The sequence below is a fragment of the Sphingobacterium sp. Lzh-3 genome, assembly GCF_046764375.1.
In the GTDB taxonomy this organism is placed as follows: domain Bacteria; phylum Bacteroidota; class Bacteroidia; order Sphingobacteriales; family Sphingobacteriaceae; genus Sphingobacterium.
This window is the reverse complement of record NZ_CP177226.1, coordinates 3,945,207-3,963,368: the sequence shown is the minus strand read 5'-3', so window position 1 is coordinate 3,963,368 and position 18,162 is coordinate 3,945,207. Positions and strand designations below refer to the sequence as shown.

The 18,162-nt window shown below is 37.7% G+C and carries 19 protein-coding genes; 7 read left to right on the top strand and 12 right to left on the bottom strand.

The window, feature by feature from the left end:
* Positions 1-51 precede the first annotated feature (51 nt).
* Together murI and ACLCDV_RS16770 are read right to left on the bottom strand one after the other, a co-directional pair.
* Positions 52-876, bottom strand: a complete 825-nt coding sequence (gene murI / locus ACLCDV_RS16775) for a glutamate racemase (RefSeq protein WP_317665610.1) — start codon at positions 874-876, stop codon at positions 52-54.
* A 53-nt stretch (positions 877-929) separates the two neighbouring features.
* A complete protein-coding gene (locus ACLCDV_RS16770) occupies positions 930-2,345 on the bottom strand; it encodes a glycoside hydrolase family 125 protein (protein WP_333574729.1) in 1,416 nt (471 codons plus the stop codon).
* 195 nt (positions 2,346-2,540) lie between these two features.
* Here ACLCDV_RS16770 and ACLCDV_RS16765 point away from each other — a divergent pair, with 195 nt between their 5' ends.
* Positions 2,541-4,214 (top strand): gliding motility protein RemB, encoded by a 1,674-nt coding sequence (locus ACLCDV_RS16765; protein WP_317665613.1) that lies wholly within the window; start codon positions 2,541-2,543, stop codon positions 4,212-4,214.
* 266 nt (positions 4,215-4,480) lie between these two features.
* Positions 4,481-4,900: a type II 3-dehydroquinate dehydratase gene (gene aroQ, locus ACLCDV_RS16760; protein ID WP_317665614.1), complete on the top strand. Its 420-nt coding sequence runs from the start codon at positions 4,481-4,483 to the stop codon at positions 4,898-4,900.
* An 89-nt stretch (positions 4,901-4,989) separates the two neighbouring features.
* Here aroQ and ACLCDV_RS16755 read toward each other — a convergent pair whose 3' ends face one another.
* From ACLCDV_RS16755 to ACLCDV_RS16735, 5 genes are read right to left on the bottom strand one after another with little or no spacing between them, the layout of a single operon-like run.
* Complete coding sequence (locus ACLCDV_RS16755) at positions 4,990-5,964, bottom strand: bifunctional riboflavin kinase/FAD synthetase (RefSeq protein WP_046674485.1); 975 nt, start codon at positions 5,962-5,964, stop codon at positions 4,990-4,992.
* Between the two features lie 55 nt (positions 5,965-6,019).
* Positions 6,020-6,742, bottom strand: coding sequence for a tRNA pseudouridine(55) synthase TruB (gene truB / locus ACLCDV_RS16750; protein ID WP_336836004.1), 723 nt, complete (start codon positions 6,740-6,742; stop codon positions 6,020-6,022).
* 9 nt (positions 6,743-6,751) lie between these two features.
* Positions 6,752-7,546: an undecaprenyl-diphosphate phosphatase gene (locus tag ACLCDV_RS16745; RefSeq protein WP_317665618.1), complete on the bottom strand. Its 795-nt coding sequence runs from the start codon at positions 7,544-7,546 to the stop codon at positions 6,752-6,754.
* A gap of 22 nt (positions 7,547-7,568) precedes the next feature.
* Positions 7,569-7,808 (bottom strand): DUF3098 domain-containing protein, encoded by a 240-nt coding sequence (locus ACLCDV_RS16740; protein ID WP_317665619.1) that lies wholly within the window; start codon positions 7,806-7,808, stop codon positions 7,569-7,571.
* A 3-nt stretch (positions 7,809-7,811) separates the two neighbouring features.
* Positions 7,812-8,690 carry a cell division protein FtsX gene (locus ACLCDV_RS16735; protein WP_046674489.1) on the bottom strand — a complete coding sequence of 293 codons (879 nt, stop codon included), beginning with the start codon at positions 8,688-8,690 and terminating at the stop codon, positions 7,812-7,814.
* A 217-nt stretch (positions 8,691-8,907) separates the two neighbouring features.
* Between ACLCDV_RS16735 and leuS the strand changes: the two genes are divergently transcribed.
* Entirely contained in the window at positions 8,908-11,691 is a 2,784-nt protein-coding gene (leuS, locus tag ACLCDV_RS16730; protein WP_317665620.1) for a leucine--tRNA ligase, read from the top strand.
* Between the two features lie 54 nt (positions 11,692-11,745).
* Here leuS and ACLCDV_RS16725 read toward each other — a convergent pair whose 3' ends face one another.
* Positions 11,746-12,027 carry a GNAT family N-acetyltransferase gene (locus ACLCDV_RS16725; protein ID WP_070565582.1) on the bottom strand — a complete coding sequence of 94 codons (282 nt, stop codon included), beginning with the start codon at positions 12,025-12,027 and terminating at the stop codon, positions 11,746-11,748.
* 371 nt (positions 12,028-12,398) lie between these two features.
* Between ACLCDV_RS16725 and ACLCDV_RS16720 the strand changes: the two genes are divergently transcribed.
* The gene (locus tag ACLCDV_RS16720) at positions 12,399-12,824 is read left to right on the top strand and encodes a cold-shock protein (RefSeq protein ID WP_317665621.1); all 426 of its coding nucleotides are present in this window, start codon (positions 12,399-12,401) and stop codon (positions 12,822-12,824) included.
* An 806-nt stretch (positions 12,825-13,630) separates the two neighbouring features.
* Here the strand turns inward: ACLCDV_RS16720 and ACLCDV_RS16715 are convergent.
* Positions 13,631-13,816, bottom strand: coding sequence for a hypothetical protein (locus ACLCDV_RS16715; protein ID WP_088162164.1), 186 nt, complete (start codon positions 13,814-13,816; stop codon positions 13,631-13,633).
* Positions 13,817-13,877: 61 nt separating this feature from the next.
* On the opposite strand from ACLCDV_RS16715, the gene ACLCDV_RS16710 reads away from it, so the two are divergent.
* A complete protein-coding gene (locus ACLCDV_RS16710; RefSeq protein WP_411971703.1) occupies positions 13,878-14,459 on the top strand; it encodes a TetR/AcrR family transcriptional regulator in 582 nt (193 codons plus the stop codon).
* A 34-nt stretch (positions 14,460-14,493) separates the two neighbouring features.
* On the opposite strand, the gene ACLCDV_RS16705 is transcribed toward ACLCDV_RS16710, so the two are convergent.
* Both ACLCDV_RS16705 and ACLCDV_RS16700 read right to left on the bottom strand, forming a co-directional pair.
* On the bottom strand, positions 14,494-15,291 hold the full coding sequence (locus ACLCDV_RS16705; RefSeq protein WP_411971702.1) for a metallophosphoesterase: 798 nt from the start codon (positions 15,289-15,291) through the stop codon (positions 14,494-14,496).
* 57 nt (positions 15,292-15,348) lie between these two features.
* On the bottom strand, positions 15,349-15,849 hold the full coding sequence (locus ACLCDV_RS16700) for a GNAT family N-acetyltransferase (RefSeq protein ID WP_411971701.1): 501 nt from the start codon (positions 15,847-15,849) through the stop codon (positions 15,349-15,351).
* Between the two features lie 115 nt (positions 15,850-15,964).
* On the opposite strand from ACLCDV_RS16700, the gene ACLCDV_RS16695 reads away from it, so the two are divergent.
* Positions 15,965-16,444, top strand: coding sequence for an SRPBCC family protein (locus ACLCDV_RS16695; protein WP_411971700.1), 480 nt, complete (start codon positions 15,965-15,967; stop codon positions 16,442-16,444).
* A gap of 160 nt (positions 16,445-16,604) precedes the next feature.
* On the opposite strand, the gene ACLCDV_RS16690 is transcribed toward ACLCDV_RS16695, so the two are convergent.
* On the bottom strand, positions 16,605-17,225 hold the full coding sequence (locus tag ACLCDV_RS16690) for a hypothetical protein (protein WP_341831831.1): 621 nt from the start codon (positions 17,223-17,225) through the stop codon (positions 16,605-16,607).
* A gap of 609 nt (positions 17,226-17,834) precedes the next feature.
* Between ACLCDV_RS16690 and ACLCDV_RS16685 the strand changes: the two genes are divergently transcribed.
* Complete coding sequence (locus tag ACLCDV_RS16685) at positions 17,835-18,119, top strand: hypothetical protein (RefSeq protein WP_411971699.1); 285 nt, start codon at positions 17,835-17,837, stop codon at positions 18,117-18,119.
* The last annotated feature ends 43 nt before the right edge of the window (positions 18,120-18,162 follow it).

Here is an 18,162-nt window from a genome sequence, read left to right as displayed (position 1 = left end):
AATAACGAAAATTAGGAAGTAAAAGTTTTAAAAATCATTGCCTTTTATTTTTTAAACACTGATGTGGCTTGCGGCTATCGGCTGTCCAAAAAATATCTTAGCTTTACTCTCAAAGTCTCTCGGATCATCTGTGGTATAAAAGGCCAGTTGGCCATTTTGCGAACAAATTGTTTCAATTTCTTGATGTCGGTCAAGATATTCTTTTAAGCTATTGGCTACAATAGGTCCCTGGGAGATGATCGTTATATTACTTGGTGTATATTTTTGGATTACCGGTAGCAACAACGGATAATGGGTGCAAGCAAGCACAATGGTATCGATCTGATCGGATTGCTGCAAAAGTTCCCGTAAGTCCTTTTCAACAAAATAATGAGCGCCCTCAGTATTGATCTCGTTGTTTTCTACCAGAGGGACCCAAAAAGGACAGTCATGTTGAAAAACCTCTATTTCTGGATTGAATTTGTGTATTTCTATTTTATAGGATTCGGATTTCACCGTTCCTGTAGTGGCTAAAATACCTATCTTGTTGGTTTTCGTGAAATTGTGTACGATTTCGGTAGTGGGTCTGATGACGCCAAGGACTTTCTTTCCAGGGGGAAGATCATGTTGTTGAATAGTCCTTAAGGCTTTTGCAGAGGCTGTATTACATGCCAGGATGACAAGATTACAACCTAGGTCAAATAATTTAAATACACATTGTTTGGTGTAATTATAAACGGTCTCAAAGGATCTTGTACCGTATGGAACACGGGCGTTATCGCCTAAATAGATATAATCGTATTGCGGTAAAAGTTGTTGAATTTCCTTAAATACGGAGAGTCCCCCATAACCGGAATCAAAAATACCAATCGGACCTGATTTTGATAGATTATCCATAACACAATGTTATAAGCTCCTGCACTTATAACATTGTGTTACAAGATTCAGAATTATTGAAGCAAAGATGGTTTCTCTTTATATATTTTCCAAATTAATTCGCCAAATAATGTATTTGTCCAAGCAAACCAATGCCTTGTGAATTTTTTAGGATCGTTTTTATGAAAAGACTCATGCATAAATCCAGTTCCACCATGCGTATTGACGAGCGTTTTAATGCAATTACGAATCTCATCATCATTTGTTGAGGTCTGCGCCCGCATAATAATGGACATCGGCCAGATCATATCTCTTCCTATGTGAGGTCCACCAATGCCTTCCGCTGCCGTTCCCTTAAAAAAGAATGGATTTTTATCAGACAAAACAAAGTTACGCGTACGTTGGTAAACTTCGTTATTTAGATCTACAGCCCCTAAATATGGTAGGGCCAACAAACTAGGGATATTTGCATCATCCATCATAAGATGGCTCGAAAAACCGTCTACCTCAAAAGCATATATCCGGCCCAGTGTCGGGTGGTCGATGATACCATATTTATTGACTGCTGCTTCGACCTCATTGGCAAGCGCTTCCATTTTTGCAGCGAGTTCATGTTCATTTTTAACTTTTTTCAAAATTTCGGCAGACTGTCTAAGGCTAACAATCGCAAATAAGTTGGATGGAATTAAAAATGAGAAAATAGTTGAATCGTCTGAAGGTCGAAAACTGGAGCAGATCAAACCAACTGGATTTACAGGATATCCGAAGCCGTCGACCTGTAATGTGTCGGATCCTCTGGAGGTTGTTCGCTCAAATTTATATGGGCCTAGGCTATCTTTACGTTGTTGCTCAACGAAAGTCTGATATATTTTATGTTGTGCTTCTAACCATTCTTCATTAAATGGACTGCTGTCATTTGTTTCTTTCCAGTAATGATAAGCTAATCGAATTGGATAACACAATGAATCAATTTCCCATTTTCGTTCATGGATTCCAGGTTTCATATTTGTGTGATCACTGAACCATTCGCCTTTTTTTGTTGGATCGTTATAAAATGCATTGGCATAGGGATCAATATTGATGCATTTACTCTGTTTTTGGATTAAGCCAACAATAAGATCCTGAAGCTTTTTGTCCTTCTTCATAAAAGGGAGGTATGGCCATACCTGCGCACTACTGTCGCGCAACCACATCGCATCAATATCCCCTGTAATCACATAGGTATAATTTCTTCCGTTTTGGACATAAGGAAATACAGTCGTATCTAGGGTATTAGGAAAGCAGTTGTTAAATAACCAAGCCAATTCCTTATTTTTAACATTTTTCTGAAATTCTACAATGGCATCTTCGATTACCTTGCTCGAGAAAAGTCTTTTCTCTCTCGCTGTCCGTACAGTGGGAAAAGAATGTTCTTGAGCAAATGAAAATTTGCTTGTAAGTGCACCTGCGGTTAACAGGGTTGCGTTTTGGATAAATGTTCTGCGTTTCATGCTTATTAGGGCTATTTTTTATGATATAAGGTTATTTACTGATATGCAAGATATAAATATTTTTGAATAAAAGGAACAGCAAATACGATTTAGCATGATAAAATTGACTGAACATATGAATAAAGTCAATTTTATTCGGTTAATTTGCGTTTAGGAATGCATTTTGCTAGAAAAAATAATCTTTGAAATAATTTTATGAGGCTTAATATAACAAAAAATAATAATTTACTCCGAATTGTACTGGCAAGCATGGGAGTAGGTATTACCTTCGGAGGTTTTGCCCAGATTAAGAGTCAGCCCTATTCGTATCATTTTTATCAAAAAATGAACGATGCGGTTTATTCTACTGAAACGAGGATGCATACCTCTGCCAAACCATTCGTCATAAAAGACTCTTTATTGTTAGCCAAGTTTGATTCGATCCAATCCAATAAACCCGTTTCTTCATCCAATTGGTTTATGCGGAAGATTTTTAACGAACATCTTGTGCAGGTTGAGAAAGACGACTACACATTCTATGCTGATTTTTTACCGGATCTTTATATTGGAAAGGACATGTTAGGCGACAAACGTCGAACATGGATGAATAGTCGGGGATTTCAGGTGGGATTGAATGTGGGGAATAAATTTACATTCAATACTTCTGCTTTTGAAAGTCAAGCCGTCTTTCCCAAATATCTGGATGATTATATTGTTGCGCACAAAGTTATTCCCGGGCAAGGAAATACAAAATTTCAGTCCAAGAATAAAATGGACTGGATGTATGCGACAGCCAGTATGACTTATGATGCGCATAAGTATATTCAGGCAACTTTGGCCTATGACAAAAACTTTATTGGGGATGGGTATCGATCGATGCTTTTATCGGACTTTTCCTCAAACTATGCGCATTTGAAATTGACTGGGACCATAGGGAATGTTCAATATACTTCGATTTGGGCCTATATGAATGATCCGACGCATCCTAGACAGGATTTGACCGGTACAATACCTATGGAAGGGCAGAATAATACGCGTTTAGGAGACGGAAAGAAATGGGGAGCTTTTCAATATCTTGATTGGAATGTTACCAATAAATTATCTGTTGGTTTCTTCCAGTCTGTGGTCTGGGCAGCTCAAGATGAAGGCGGAAAAAGAGGTTTTGATTTTAGTTATATAAGTCCAATTATTTTTATACGACCTGTTGAAAGTAATAATCGTACTTCGCCTGATAAAATGTTTTTAGGGTTGACCTCTAAATATAAATTACCTTATAGATTGACTGCCTACGGACAGTTTTTACTGGGTGAATTTACAGCGAAAGAGTTCTTTGCTGGGAATGGATATGCGCACAACAAATGGGGAGCCCAACTTGGTGTAAGAGGATATGATGTGTTTGGCGTTAAGAACTTGAATTTTCTTGCCGAGTATAATACCGCTAGGCCGTATACCTATGCGCACTTTAAATCGTATTCAAACTATAGCAACAATGCCGAACCATTGGCTCATCCAAAAGGGGCAAACTTTAGAGAGCTTGTTGGTCTTGTGAATTATGCATGGGATAGATGGGATTTCTCCTTACAGGGGATGTTTACCCAAAACGGACTTGATCTACCTGATGGAAGTAATATGGGGGGGGATATTTTCCAATCCTATAATACAATACCAAATTTATATGGAAACCATATTGCGCAAGGAATAAAGAACAATATCTATTATGCGGATGCTAAGGCTGCCTATGTGCTTAACCCCAAGTATAACCTTCGCTTAGAACTTGGTTATACCCAACGTTACGCAAAAGCACAATATGAAACACCTGTAGTCAATAAGTCTGGCGTTGTTTCATTTGGACTTCGCTCAAGTTTCCGGGCAATTTATAACGATTTATAGAAATGATATAAATCGAACTATATTTGAAATAGGACAAACTATATTGATTCGACTATAGGATCAATATAGTTTGTTTTTAAAACCATGTCTCAGGAAAAATGGACAACATAAGGGAGAAAGCTTTGATACAGTCGACATAAAATATCCGATGGTTGACGATCCCTTATTATGATTTGTTACGGCTTAAAAACGATCTATTTAAACAGAAAATGGTATGGGTTCACTCCGGTTAGCCAATGGACCAGTACAAAAGTAATTATATTTCAATGAAAAAAATCCTCATTCTGAATGGCCCAAATTTGAATTTGTTGGGTGTAAGAGAGAAATCTATTTATGGTAGCCAGGATTTCCTTAGCTACTTTGAAGAGCTTAAACAACAGTTTGAAACGGTGCAATTGCACTATTTTCAAAGCAATTCAGAGGGGGGGGTAATTGATAAGATCCATGAAGTTGGTTTTGAATTTGACGGAATTGTGTTGAATGCCGGTGCGTATACACATACTTCTGTTGCTATTGGAGATGCAATTGCGGCAGTTACAACGCCTGTTATTGAAGTTCATATTAGCAATGTCCATCAAAGAGAAGAATTTCGCCATCATTCATTTCTGGCAAAGAATTGTAAAGGGGTGATCTGTGGTTTTGGCCTGGATAGCTACAGATTGGGTATCGAGGCGTTTATTAAATAATATCTTCTTTTGCAAGGAAGAGAAGAAATAGCTATAAAATAAAAAAGCGGGAATTCCCGCTTTTTTATTTTATAGCTAACAGACTTGTTCTAACCAATAAGACTTCTGATTTCGACTTCGTCTGCTTTGATCTGAGCTTTCATTTCTTCAAGCGAGTCAAACCGTTCATCATGTCGGATAAAATGAAGGAACTTGACACGTAGTGTCTTGCCATAGATATCCTGATCGAAATCGAAAAGGCTGATTTCAATAGCACGATTCATCCCATCAACAGTGGGTCTGGTCCCTATATAGCCCATACCTTTCGCAATTGAAACCGGACTTTCCTCTTTATACTCCCCTGTAGTGATGTTTTGGATATGATTATAGATATATACCTCAACAGCATAGATACCATAGGCCGGTATGAGTTTATGAGGTTCGTGAACCTGCAGGTTTGCTGTTGGAAATCCGATTGTACGCCCAATTTGGTCGCCTCTAATAACAGTTCCCGTTAATTCGAACGGATAGCCTAAATAGAGATTAGCCGTTCTTATATCGCCCTTTATAAGCGCTTCACGTACTCGTGTGGAGGATACCGCAATATCGTTGATATCCTGCTCCGGAATTTCGTCAACACTGTAGTCAAATATAGATGCAAATTGCTCTAAATCGCCCATAGTACCCTTTCGGTCTTTTCCAAAATGGTGATCATAGCCTATCACAATCTTTTTTGTACCCAATTTGCCTACAAGAACATTACTAATGTATTCTTCCGGAGTCTGATTTGAAAAATCACGGGAAAAAGGAATGATAATTAAGTGGTCAATTCCCACTTTGCTTAATTGACTGACCTTTTCTTCGATATCGTTGATTAGACGTAAACTATCATCATCTGGATTGATAATCAATCGTGGATGTGGGAAAAAAGTAAGCAAAATTGTCTCACCATTAATTTTATGAGCTGCTTCTTTTAAGTGAGCCAATATTTTTTGATGGCCAATATGAACACCATCGAAAGTACCGATGGTTACAACTGCATTTTCAACTGGTGAGAAATCATCTAAACTTCTGTAGATTTTCATTTATAGGAGTTTTTGCAAAAATAAGATAAAGAATCAATAAAATGGGAGGGTAAAGTTATTTAATGATTTCTTTATGACGTTTTATTTCAGCGATAAGTTGTTCAAGATTCCAGGCATTTTCTACCGAATAATCTCCACTTTTGGTGCGTCTCAAAGAACTCAGATGTGATCCACTCTGTAAGAATTTTCCAAAGTCATAGGCCAGTGATCTAATGTAAGTTCCTTTCGAGCAGGATATGCGAAAATACACATTAGGAAGCTCGATCTTTTCAATGAGAAAGCTATTGATGCGTACCTGGCGGGATTTTATTTCAACCTCTTCGCCACGACGGGCCTTTTCATAGACACGTTCACCATTAATTTTTATGGCTGAATGGGCTGGGGGAAATTGCTGAATATCGCCTTCAAAGGATTTTGCTGCTTCGAAGATCATTTCCTCTGTGATGTGATCGATTGAAAAGGTTTGGTCAATTTCTGTTTCCAGATCGTAAGAAGGCGTTGTCGCTCCTAATGTGATCGAACCTGTATATTCTTTGTCTTCAGCTTGGTAGCTGTCTATTTTCTTTGTTAGTTTTCCGGTACATACAATCAGTAGACCTGTTGCCAGTGGATCTAAAGTGCCTGCATGACCGACTTTTAATTTTAATGGCTTGATTGAGTTTCTAACTTTACCAACAACGTCAAAACTTGTCCATGTTAAAGGTTTATCGATCAACAACATTTCTCCTTCAGCAAAGTTGAACTTTGCTGGGTTTTCACTAACCTCTATATTTTCCATCCGAAGATTTTAGATAATTTGTAAACTATGGCCCGAAAGTAGGAGGGCAAGAATAATAACACCAACGATGATTCGGTACCAACCAAATGCTTTAAAACCATATTTGGTCAAAAAGCCAATAAAAGACTTAATGGCTACAATTGCAACAACGAAACCAATTAGATTTCCAATAATAAGCAAATTAAGTTCTTCTCCTGTGAAGGTGTTACCTTCTTTAAAAAACTTTAAAAGCTTTACTGCAGAAGCGCCAAACATCATAGGCAAAGCAAGGAAAAAAGAAAATTCCGCAGCAGCTTTACGGGTTAGTTTCTCGGCCATACCGCCAATAATTGTACTTGCGGATCTTGAGGTACCCGGGATTAATGCAAGACATTGGTATACCCCGATCATAAAAGCTTGTTTGTAGGAAACCTTGTCTGAATCTTCAACAGTTGGTTTGTTAAACCACTTGTCGACAAAAAGTAAAACTACACCCCCGATCACCAACATAACCGCGACCATTAAGGGACTTTCTAATAATGCATCGATATAATCGTTGAATAGCAAGCCCAACACAGAGGCCGGAATCGCCGCAATAACCAATTTGTAATAAAATGAAAGCGTTTTAAAAAAACGTTTGTAGTATAATACCAGAACGGATAATATGGTGCCTAACTGGATCACAATTGTAAACAATTTGACAAATGCTGATGGCTGAATACCCATTAAGGCAGTAGCAATGATCATATGACCTGTCGAAGATACAGGCAAAAACTCCGTTAATCCTTCAATGATAGCAAGGATGATAGCTTCAATAATAGACATCTGTTTGAAATAAGATTATGCTTTAGTTGGATTTGTTTTTGGGGCGGTATAGTATTGCAGCGAATCCTAACGCAAACCCGAGAACAACAACAATAGGAGCCAAGGTAATCTTGGTAAAACTATAGATATCAGTTTCACCGGACATCAATGTAAAGCCTATGATTACAACAGCCAAGCTAGCTATGAACAGTTGGTAGTTTACTTTGGAGAATACAAATGAACCTTTGTTGACTGATTCAGTAGATTTCTTTATTTGAGCCATTTTTTATCTGTATAAATCGTTAGATTGTGCCTTTAAATATTTTGTTACAGCGAAGTAGGTACTAAGTCCAGAAATGAGGATCCCAATCAGAATTACCCCTAAAAAGATCACTGCAAATTCAAACCAGTTGCGTAAAAAGACCAGTTCTGGTATTTGCTGTTGTGCAAATTTCAGCGTTAAAATGAGGAGTAAAATCGCGATCAAAGATCCCAGTAAACCATGAATGATACCATACGTTATAAATGGTTTACGAATAAAGTTTTTAGTAGCCCCAATCAATTGCATGCTTTTGATTAAGAAACGTTGTGAATAGATTGCAAGACGTATCGTATTGTTGATTAAAGCTACGGCGATAATCAATAGGATAACCGCAAAAGCAAGAACAATCATTCCGATGATGCGTACGTTTTTGTTGACCATGTCAATTAGTGACTCTTGGTATACAACTTCTTTAATTTTATTGTTTTTGGAGATCTTTTCAATAAAAGTTTTAATGCTATCTGTATTGGCATAATTCTCTTTCATATAAACATCCAAAGAAGGTAGAAGAGGGTTATGCCCTAGGTATTGTACGAAATCCTCGCCAAGATCTTCTTTTAAGTTTTTTGCAGCCAATTCCTTACTGATATATTCGGTACGGAGCACGTAGGGATCTTTTTCCAGGTCTTTTTGTAGAGAAAGGACATCACCTTCACTTGTGCCATCATTTACGATGACATTTAAGACGATATTTTCCTTAACGTATTTCGAAAGATTTTTAGCGTGCACCAAGAGTAATCCCAACATACCTGTTACCAGCAACACGAGAGCGATACTGATAACCGTAGATACATATACAGATTTTGTTTTTCTTTTTTGTGTGCTTAATTCGTATTCTGACATAATAAGCAAAAATTTATTTGCGAAAGTAACTATTTGAGTGGAAGATTTCGAATTAATCTTGTAATTACTTTGATAAAATCAATTCGAAGGCTATTTTCTTCCTTTGTTTAATTAACTTTTCAATACTATAATTTATTGTTCAAACTACAAAACTTTTATCACATTTCAGTATTAAAATCGTAATTTCGCAAGTCATAAAAATTCCTTACGAATAAAAATGGAGTATAATCACAAATCATTAGAGAAAAAGTGGCAGAAGTTTTGGGCTGATCATCAAACATATAAAACGTCCGATACGCATCAAAAGCCAAAATACTATGTATTGGATATGTTTCCTTATCCTTCCGGAGCGGGGCTGCATGTTGGTCACCCGCTGGGATATATTGCTTCGGACATCTTTTCAAGATATAAACGTTTGAAAGGTTTCAATGTATTGCATCCGATGGGATATGATTCTTTTGGACTTCCTGCAGAGCAATATGCCATTCAAACTGGTCAGCATCCTGCTGTGACGACTGAGGTAAATATCAATCGGTATCGTGAGCAAATGGATAACATTGGGTTCTCTTATGATTGGAGTAGAGAAGTACGTACTTCCGATCCGTCATATTACAAATGGACACAATGGATTTTTATGAGATTGTTTGATTCTTGGTATAATAAGGAATCAGATAAAGCTGAACCGATTGAAACGTTAATCGCGAGGTTTGTTGTAAGTGGTTCAACTGGCATTTTAGCAGTTTCGGATGAAGATGTCCTGGAATTCAGCGCTGACGAATGGAAATCTTTTGATGAAGAAAAACAACAACGGGAATTGTTGAAATATCGGATTGCTTATTTGCGTGAAAGTACAGTAAACTGGTGTGCTGCTTTAGGTACAGTATTAGCGAATGACGAGGTCATCAACGGTGTCTCTGAGCGTGGTGGTTATCCTGTGGAGCAAAAGAAGATGATGCAGTGGTCTATGCGTATTACTGCTTATGCGGATCGTTTGTTGAAAGGTTTGGATACCATTGATTGGCCAGAACCTTTGGTTGAAATGCAACGTAACTGGATCGGGAAATCGGTAGGTGCCTCGGTGAAATTTCCCGTACCACAATTAAATACAGCAATTGAAGTTTTTACGACGCGTGTAGATACGATATATGGTGTTTCTTTTGTCGTTTTGGCTCCAGAACATGAATTGGTTGCAGCATTGACTACCCCTGAGCAGCAAACAGAAGTAGACGCCTATATCGAGAAAACTTCGAAAAAATCTGAATTGGATCGTATGGCCGATACAAAAACAGTATCTGGTGCTTTTACGGGTTCTTACGCGAAACATCCAATTTCTGGACAGGATGTACAGATTTGGATCGCAGATTATGTACTTGCTGGTTATGGTACAGGTGCTGTAATGGCTGTGCCAAGTGGTGATCAACGTGACTATGTGTTTGCTAAACATTTCGCTCTTCCTATTATTCCTATTTCGGATACTCAAAATATTGAAGAAGAAGCTGATCCAAATAAAGATGGAAAATACATCAATTCCGATTTTATCAATGGTATGACTTACCAAGAGGCGGTCCCTGCTTTGATTGCTAAATTGGAAGAATTAAAATTAGGTAAAGCGAAAATAAACTTCCGTATGCGTGATGCTATTTTTGGGCGTCAGCGTTATTGGGGAGAACCCGTTCCTGTCTACTTTAAAAATGGATTACCTTATTTAATTAAAGAAGAAGAATTACCGCTCTTATTGCCCGAAGTTGATAAATATTTACCAACGGAATCGGGTGAACCTCCTTTAGGAAGGGCCAAAGATTGGAAATATGAAGATCAGTACGAGTATGAACTGAGCACGATGCCAGGATGGGCGGGCTCTTCATGGTATTGGTTTAGGTATATGGATCCGAAAAATGAAGGTAATTTTGCGTCTAAAGAGGCTGTGGATTATTGGAAAGCGGTGGATTTATATATCGGTGGTTCTGAGCATGCTACTGGGCACTTGTTGTATTCGCGTTTTTGGAACAAGTTCTTGAAAGATCTGGGGTATCAAAATGAGGAAGAGCCATTCCGCAAATTGATTAATCAAGGTATGATTCAAGGGCGCTCTAATTTTGTGTATCGTGTACTCGATGACGAAGGGAGAGGTACAAATCAATTTGTGTCTTATGGATTAAGAAATGAATACAAAACTATTCCTTTACATGTAGACGTGAATATTGTTCATAATGATGTACTGGATTTGGAAAAATTCAAAAATTTCAGACCGGACTTTGCAAATGCTGAATTTGTATTGGAAAATGGGAAGTATATCTGCGGTAGTGAGGTGGAGAAAATGTCGAAATCCAAATTCAATGTGGTCAATCCTGATGATATTATCGAATCCTATGGAGCAGATACATTGCGTCTATACGAAATGTTTTTAGGGCCTTTGGAGCAGGCTAAGCCTTGGAATACAAATGGTATTGAAGGGGTTTATAAGTTTTTACGTAAAGTATGGCGACTGTTCCACGATGCTGAAGGTAATTTCAGTGTTTCCGATGAAGATCCATCCAAAGCAGAGTTTAAAGCCTTACATAAAATTATCAAAAAGGTGGAAGATGATATTGAGCGTTTCTCATTCAATACTTCTGTTTCAGCCTTTATGATCTGTGTCAATGAATTGACTGAGTTGAAATGCAATAAAAGACAGATATTGGAACAGCTCGTCGTTATCCTTCAGCCTTATGCTCCACATATTACGGAAGAGTTGTGGGCGCTGTTGGGTAAAGAAGCTGGTACACTTTCTTACGCTTCATATCCTGTGTTCAAAGCAGAATATTTGGTTGAATCTGAATTTGCATATCCCGTATCTTTCAATGGAAAGATGAAATTCAATCTATCACTAGCGCTTGATTTAGATCAAAAAGCTGTAGAAGATACGATTAGAGCACATGCTGATGTACAACGGCATTTAGATGGGAAGGCGATCAAAAAGATTATTTTTGTCAAAGGAAAGATAATCAATATTGTGATTTAACCCACTCAATTAAGTATAAAAAAGCCGTTTTATCGACAGGATAAAACGGCTTTTTTATGCCAATACATCTTGAAAAGCTATTGTTTTATCAAAGATAGCTTTCGCATAGGGACAATTTGGGATAATTTTGGCATCGTTTTTTCGTGCATAGTCGACCGCCTCCAGTACCAATTTTTTTCCCACACTCATTCCCTGATACTCATCGTAGACTTCTGTATGATCAATGGAAAACTCATGATCGTTTTGCCAGGTATACTCTAAAATTCCGGCTTCATTATTTTCAACTTCTGCAATAAAATTGCCTCTCTCGTCCCTTTCGATGTTTCTTATTTCCATAGTTTTTTTTAAAAATAACGTCCAAATGATCTTTTTGTTTTATGGAATTTTTCAATTTTGTGATCGAAATAAATCTTGTTTAAAAAGTTGAAAGATCGGTGGGCGTCAGACGACTGATTGTTGTCAGCCCCATTGTAGGCGACTAGGTTTAAACAATAACTTATGAACTGGATGTGGGCTGTTTAAAATCAAAGGAACGAATCGGTTCCAGATTAAGATCTCTTGGTACAGGATCGCTCACTATCCCTTTTTTTAAAGAATTTTTTGTACCTTTGCAATTATCTCCTTAGAACACATCGCATTTTTATCTTTTCAACGAAGCTCTAAAGGTCCGTAACCTCCTCGGGAACATTTATTTTAATCCATATTGAATGAGCAAAAGCCAAATTACATTTAACAAAAAAGAACGAGAAAAAAAGAAACTACTCAAAAAACAACAAAAAATTGAGAAAAAAGAATTCAACAAAACAAACAACGACAAGGGGAAATCTTTGGAAGAATTGTTTGCTTATGTTGATGAACATGGGAATATTTCAGACAGACCTGCGATAAAATTGAAAGAAGGGGAGAGTCCAAGCATGGCCTCAAATCATCATGACGAGTATTCCTTCGGAAAAGTTGTCCATTACAATAACGACTCCAACTATGGGTTTATTAGAGACAACGAAACTCAGCAATCTATTTATTTCAATGACCGTCTTGCTGGACATAAATTGAACCTGAATCAGAAAGTGAAGTTTAAATTTAAAAGTGCTAAACAAGGAGCTCAAGTCACTGAAGTCTTGATCGAGTATTAGCTAAAAAAGTACTCTTAATCGAGTATTGATGATTATAAGGCCCTTTGTTTGATGTCAGGGTATTTGGAGTCAAACAAAGGTTTTTTACATTTATCTGAATGCCTGCTTTTCCGTTAATGGCATTCTTTAAAAGAGAGGCTTTCCGCAGTTTTAGCTTTTAAATCGCTTCATTAATCGCTCGCTTCAGAGCGAAAAGAGTTTTCCCTACCGGTATAATTTCACGATTACCTTTATAGAAAAAGTTCAATTTTTAGAATTCCCCTTTATTTTGAATATGTCGCTGATCTAATTTTGATGTGATGTGTATACTTTTTATATGGTCCTTCTGGAGTCACCCTTGTAGATTTGTGATATTTTGCCTTAAATGCTGTTGGTTCTAAGTTATCTTCTAAGAATTTATGAGGTAAATATCTGCTTATTGTTCCTCTCTTGTATAAGTTGATGATTTTTTTTGATATAGAAGGATTGATGGAAACAGAAATAAAATAACCCTCCAGCAAAGTAAGCTACGACGTCAGCAATATCTCCAGTATTATACGTGGTATATTGAGGCATGATCCATTCAAAAAGTACGGAGGTAAAGAATGAAATTATCCAGATTTGGTAAAGCGGATAACCATGGGCTCTGCCATTGTTGAATACATAACTACCCACGATAGATGAACAATGGATAATGATCGGTACAAAAACGAAATCAGTCAGCCAGTCGTTCAGGAAGGGGATAGGGAAATGATTAGCCCGAGTAAATCGAATAAAGAACCAACAAAACCAGTAGAAGATAAATAAGCCGTCAAACAGCTCCTTACTTAATGAGCGAAGGAGATGGCGATTAACATTGCTATAGCACCACATGCCATTAAAGTTAGAAACATAAAGAAAGCAGTCTGTTTACCGAATTTCTTCCAAGAACTGTCGTTTGGATGAGCTGGGATTAAAGTTTGTTTTAATTCGATGTATTGCCTTTTTAGCCAATTTCCCGTTGATTTTTCCATGTATATGATCTTATTTTTAGTTCATGATGCAAAATTAGAACAATTGTTCTAATTTTGCATCATGAATACGAAAGAAAAAATTATTGTGGGTGCGTTGAAGCTTTATAATCGTGATGGTATACGTACGGTAACAACGCGTCAAATTGCTCAGGAACTGAATATAAGTGCCGGTAATCTTCATTATCATTTTAAACATACCGAGGATATTATTTTTCAACTTTTCCAATTATTGCAAAATGAGTATGAAAAGATGATTTTGAAGCCTGAAGATGATGCAAGCACATTTCGCCAGGTGCTGGATAGTTTTATTGATGGCTCTTATGCGCTGATATCGAAATACAGGTTTATTTTTGAGAATTTTGTTGAAATTTGCAACTGGATCCCCAGTATTGCAGAAGCTTACAGAAATTTGGTGGCACAGCGTGAAGAGCAACTTGTCTCTCTATTTTTGTATTACGCTGAGTTAGGCATGTTTCGTTCTGATATACCCTTGGTAAATTTACAGGGGTTCGTGCGCCAACTTTTTATCATTTCAGATTTTTGGAGCTCAAGCTATGCTGTTTTGGGTGCACACCAAAATGGAAATCCACTGGAAGATTATAGACAGACGATTCATACGGCCTTTTATCCATATCTTGTTTAAAGGAACGGGGCAAATTGAATCGATCCTTGGATTGTTATTCTTTCCTTAATGTGAAAATGGTAACCTCGGGTCGGGCGTTGAATCTGATGGGAATGCTGTGTCCCAGTCCGCGGTTGATATATAATGTTCTGTCTCCGCTTATTTTCTTGATTCCTCGATCGTAGTTTTTATTTTTTACGGGAATAATCGGGGAGCCCCAAAAAGGAATTCTTACTTGGCCAGCATGTGTGTGTCCTGCCAGTATCCAGCCATTGTATCTATTCCAGTCGTCGAGGTCTGCGGCATCCGGATTATGACATAATACTAAACTGGCTTGAGATTGATCGTAGTCTTTCATGGCCTTTACAAGGTCAAAGTTTGTTCCCCAAAAGTCATCTATACCGAATATTCTTAACCCCTGGGTTATTACGCTTTCATTTCTCAATACTTTTATCGAATATCCATGGAGTAGGCTAACGATTGAATCTGCTGCAGCACTGTCCCGAAAATTTTTTCCATAGTCATGATTGCCTAGGATTGCCAATGTTTGAAGTTTGCCTTTTGGGGCATCTTGCATGACTTCACTGAGTTGTTCCAAGGGGATTTTATTGTTAACAAGACGTACAAAATCGCCGGTGTATACCACGATATCGGGCTTTAATGCTCCGATTTCCCGAAAGGTTCTTTTTATAAAATCTTTATCCACATAGTTGCCGATATGGATGTCCGAGATCTGGATCAATGATTTTCCTTCCAATGCTTCTGGTAAATGTTTTACAGTTAGATTGATCTGCTCGTATTTTACCCAATGGGGCTCGATTTTCCAGCTGTAAAAACCGAGCAATGCACCCATTACGAATAAACATATTACTATATGTTTTAATTTTCGCTTATTTTTCATAGCGCTAAATTAACTTTTCCAGTCAGATTTGCTAATCTTCATATTGAGGCTTTTCCAGGTTTCGTTGCCAATTGTTACTTCCGAAATCATATTTTCGTTAATTCGAAAACCTACGGCTTCATAACATCGGATTGCATTGTGATTCCAGTCATAAACGTTTAAATCGGCAGTTTCATAATTGCCTTCAATAAAAATCCGCCTGAGTAGTGTGTTCACAGTGCTCTTGCCGTAACCTTTATTTCGTTCCGAATTTTTTGCGATCAGAATACGGCAAAGTCTTGGAATATCCCGTTCGAAGCTTAATTCGCAGTGGCCGATAATTTCTTTGGTTACTGTATCGATTATTTTAAAGGCTTGTCGTTTCGGATCTTGAATGTATTTTTCAAGTTGGTCGTCAGTAAGCGGAAACGAAAAATACGGTCCAGCAAACTGTAATAGTTCCTCTGCTGATCGAATCCATGACTTAAAAAGCGGGAAATCTGATTTGTCGAATTGAAGTAGTGTTATCATGATTATTGTCTAGTTGCCATGCGAACGGCAGATCAATTTAGAAAATTCTCGTGCCCGATCCTAAGGAAATTACTGAATTTTACGAAATTCGTGCGAAATATATTGAAAGAGTAATATGCCGCAGCTTATTTTAGATACAATTATAGAAGCTCCTTTATCGGTTGTTTTTGATTTGGCACGTAGTATTGATCTGCATATGTATTCGACAAAGAAAACTGGAGAGAGGGCAATTGATGGGGTGACGACGGGATTAATCGAGGCAGGTCAGCAGGTGCGCTGGCGCGCAAGGCATCTTGGAGTAAAGCAAACATTGACTGTGCAGATAACAGCGATGGAAAAACCTCATTTTTTCGAAGATCGAATGACTCAGGGAGTGTTTCATTCGATGGATCACCAGCATATTTTCAAGGAACTGGAACATGGCAAAGTATTAATGCGCGATGTGTTCAATTTTAAGGCTCCGCTCGGGGTTCTGGGAAGGCTTGCTGAATGGCTATTTTTAACCCGATACATGCTGCGCTTTCTTGAAGAAAGAAATCAGGTGATCAAAGAAGTTGCTGAATCCGGTAAATTTCAGGTGTATCTTCCGGTCTAGTTTCCTTCGGGAATAAACGATAGGTTGTAGGTGTCGACGTTCAATTTTCGCGAGAAACATTGGGGTAAATTTTTCAACTAGATCACATTTAGCAGTTCAATAAGCGATGATGTTGGGATGCTCCACTTTTTCGCTGAATTATCTGAAAACTCGTATGTGTTTAATGGTTTCTAGCAACAACAACTATCGTTGGATTTTCTTTCCGAAGTTGCTCCTGTAAGAAATCAAAAGCTCCTTTCTGATTCATAGTGACCTGATAGATTTTGTTGAATTCATTATAGAAATAGATGCGATAGCTGTTGGGCCCCCGGTAGTTTCTGATGATTTTTGTTTCAATGCGATGAATTTGACTAATTGGGATCTGTTTGTTTCCAATGAATGGGAAAAATAAAATTTCATTTTCACAAAAAAGATATGGGGCGATAGCTGAAAAGATGCGGACCAACCGTCTGCTATATTGCTGGTAGATGTCAAGATCGTCGTCGTTTAGTTGTTGCAGTGCATGGATGAATTTTTGGTTTTTAATGTAAGCTATCCAACTCAACAGGCCGAACGCAAAACCTAGATAAACGAAAAGAAAGGATAGGGTAGGGAGTGATTTTGAAAAAAACGACAGCCTGTCTTCACTGTCCGACCATTTCTGAAAAAAAGCCACCAGAAAAAATCCGTAACAAAAAACGAACATCGCGAGGAAGATGCCAATGATCACATTGCGGGTTTTCCTGATTTTTATAAGTTCTGTTTTTAAAAATGATCTCAATACAGAGGGGTCGTTACGCATGGTTTGTTTGGAAAACTTAAATATAATAAAAGAGTTTGTTTTGTTCTGTGTGAATTTGATTTTAATGGATTTGGGTAGTTTTAGTTGTAATGTTTTACTTAAGGTTATTGTATTTATTTAGCTGTATTAAATCTTCTTATTGATTTATTTTGTTGTTTTTTGACGCTGTTGAGTATACCGAATGGGGTATCTGACCCATCAAATTCGATTGCGGTCCCGATGCTGTAAATGTTGTTTTAAGCTCGTTTGTGCCTCTCTTTTTCCTGAGTAACCATGCCCTGCTCAACTCGGAGATGATGTCTTAAATTGATTAAAAGAGGGCTAGAATTAAGTCGGGTGATTTGGATGGTTGGGGCTCGGTCGACGCAGATCGATTCCGGTGGGAGTTGTGTGTCTATGTAGCGGATAAGTTTTTTAGATCATCCTATAATTTTGCTGAAAGGTTGTTATTAATCGTTCTAAGCAATTTTATGCAAATTGTGAGTATATTGTCGATTGTGAAGAGATGTTGTCTCAGATCGGATTAAAATGGTGTTAAATCCGGTATTTACTTATACTTAATGAAGTGGACTTACAAATGAACTTGCTTTGGGTGTCGAAACGTTTCGCATGATGTTGGGAGAAGCATTAGAAAATGTAGTAACGTACATGTGCGCGCTCTGCTGTATGGGTGCTCCTTTGGGTGGGTGGCCATCGTTAATGGCGGAAACTGTGACCGATGCCATTTTTCAAGTCATTCAATTTTTCAAATTGTCCAATGCACAGGAAGAATTTAAAGATTTGTTGCGCCCTGTATTTTTTTGTCCGGCACTGGAGGGAATGCCCGCTTTCGCGTTATCCATGAATAGCAGAAAAGGTATGGATAAAATTTTATCCATGCCTTTCCTGCTATAAAAACAAAGCTTTTTAAATCGTTTTACATATGTTTTATTTATTT

Excerpts from the sequence above, each read along its gene's own strand:
- ACLCDV_RS16710 (WP_411971703.1), top strand. The coding sequence starts at position 13,878 with ATGAATACGAAAGAAAAAATTATTGTGGGTGCGTTGAAGCTTTATAAT.
- ACLCDV_RS16695 (WP_411971700.1), top strand. The coding sequence starts at position 15,965 with ATGCCGCAGCTTATTTTAGATACAATTATAGAAGCTCCTTTATCGGTT.
- truB (WP_336836004.1), bottom strand. The coding sequence starts at position 6,742 with ATGGAAAATATAGAGGTTAGTGAAAACCCAGCAAAGTTCAACTTTGCT.
- murI (WP_317665610.1), bottom strand. The coding sequence starts at position 876 with ATGGATAATCTATCAAAATCAGGTCCGATTGGTATTTTTGATTCCGGT.
- ACLCDV_RS16770 (WP_333574729.1), bottom strand. The coding sequence starts at position 2,345 with ATGAAACGCAGAACATTTATCCAAAACGCAACCCTGTTAACCGCAGGT.
- ACLCDV_RS16765 (WP_317665613.1), top strand. The coding sequence starts at position 2,541 with ATGAGGCTTAATATAACAAAAAATAATAATTTACTCCGAATTGTACTG.
- ACLCDV_RS16740 (WP_317665619.1), bottom strand. The coding sequence starts at position 7,808 with ATGGCTCAAATAAAGAAATCTACTGAATCAGTCAACAAAGGTTCATTT.
- ACLCDV_RS16735 (WP_046674489.1), bottom strand. The coding sequence starts at position 8,690 with ATGTCAGAATACGAATTAAGCACACAAAAAAGAAAAACAAAATCTGTA.
- leuS (WP_317665620.1), top strand. The coding sequence starts at position 8,908 with ATGGAGTATAATCACAAATCATTAGAGAAAAAGTGGCAGAAGTTTTGG.
- ACLCDV_RS16700 (WP_411971701.1), bottom strand. The coding sequence starts at position 15,849 with ATGATAACACTACTTCAATTCGACAAATCAGATTTCCCGCTTTTTAAG.
- ACLCDV_RS16685 (WP_411971699.1), top strand. The coding sequence starts at position 17,835 with ATGATGTTGGGAGAAGCATTAGAAAATGTAGTAACGTACATGTGCGCG.
- ACLCDV_RS16755 (WP_046674485.1), bottom strand. The coding sequence starts at position 5,964 with ATGAAAATCTACAGAAGTTTAGATGATTTCTCACCAGTTGAAAATGCA.
- ACLCDV_RS16745 (WP_317665618.1), bottom strand. The coding sequence starts at position 7,546 with ATGTCTATTATTGAAGCTATCATCCTTGCTATCATTGAAGGATTAACG.
- aroQ (WP_317665614.1), top strand. The coding sequence starts at position 4,481 with ATGAAAAAAATCCTCATTCTGAATGGCCCAAATTTGAATTTGTTGGGT.
- ACLCDV_RS16690 (WP_341831831.1), bottom strand. The coding sequence starts at position 17,225 with ATGCGTAACGACCCCTCTGTATTGAGATCATTTTTAAAAACAGAACTT.
- ACLCDV_RS16725 (WP_070565582.1), bottom strand. The coding sequence starts at position 12,027 with ATGGAAATAAGAAACATCGAAAGGGACGAGAGAGGCAATTTTATTGCA.
- ACLCDV_RS16715 (WP_088162164.1), bottom strand. The coding sequence starts at position 13,816 with ATGGAAAAATCAACGGGAAATTGGCTAAAAAGGCAATACATCGAATTA.
- ACLCDV_RS16720 (WP_317665621.1), top strand. The coding sequence starts at position 12,399 with ATGAGCAAAAGCCAAATTACATTTAACAAAAAAGAACGAGAAAAAAAG.
- ACLCDV_RS16705 (WP_411971702.1), bottom strand. The coding sequence starts at position 15,291 with ATGGGTGCATTGCTCGGTTTTTACAGCTGGAAAATCGAGCCCCATTGG.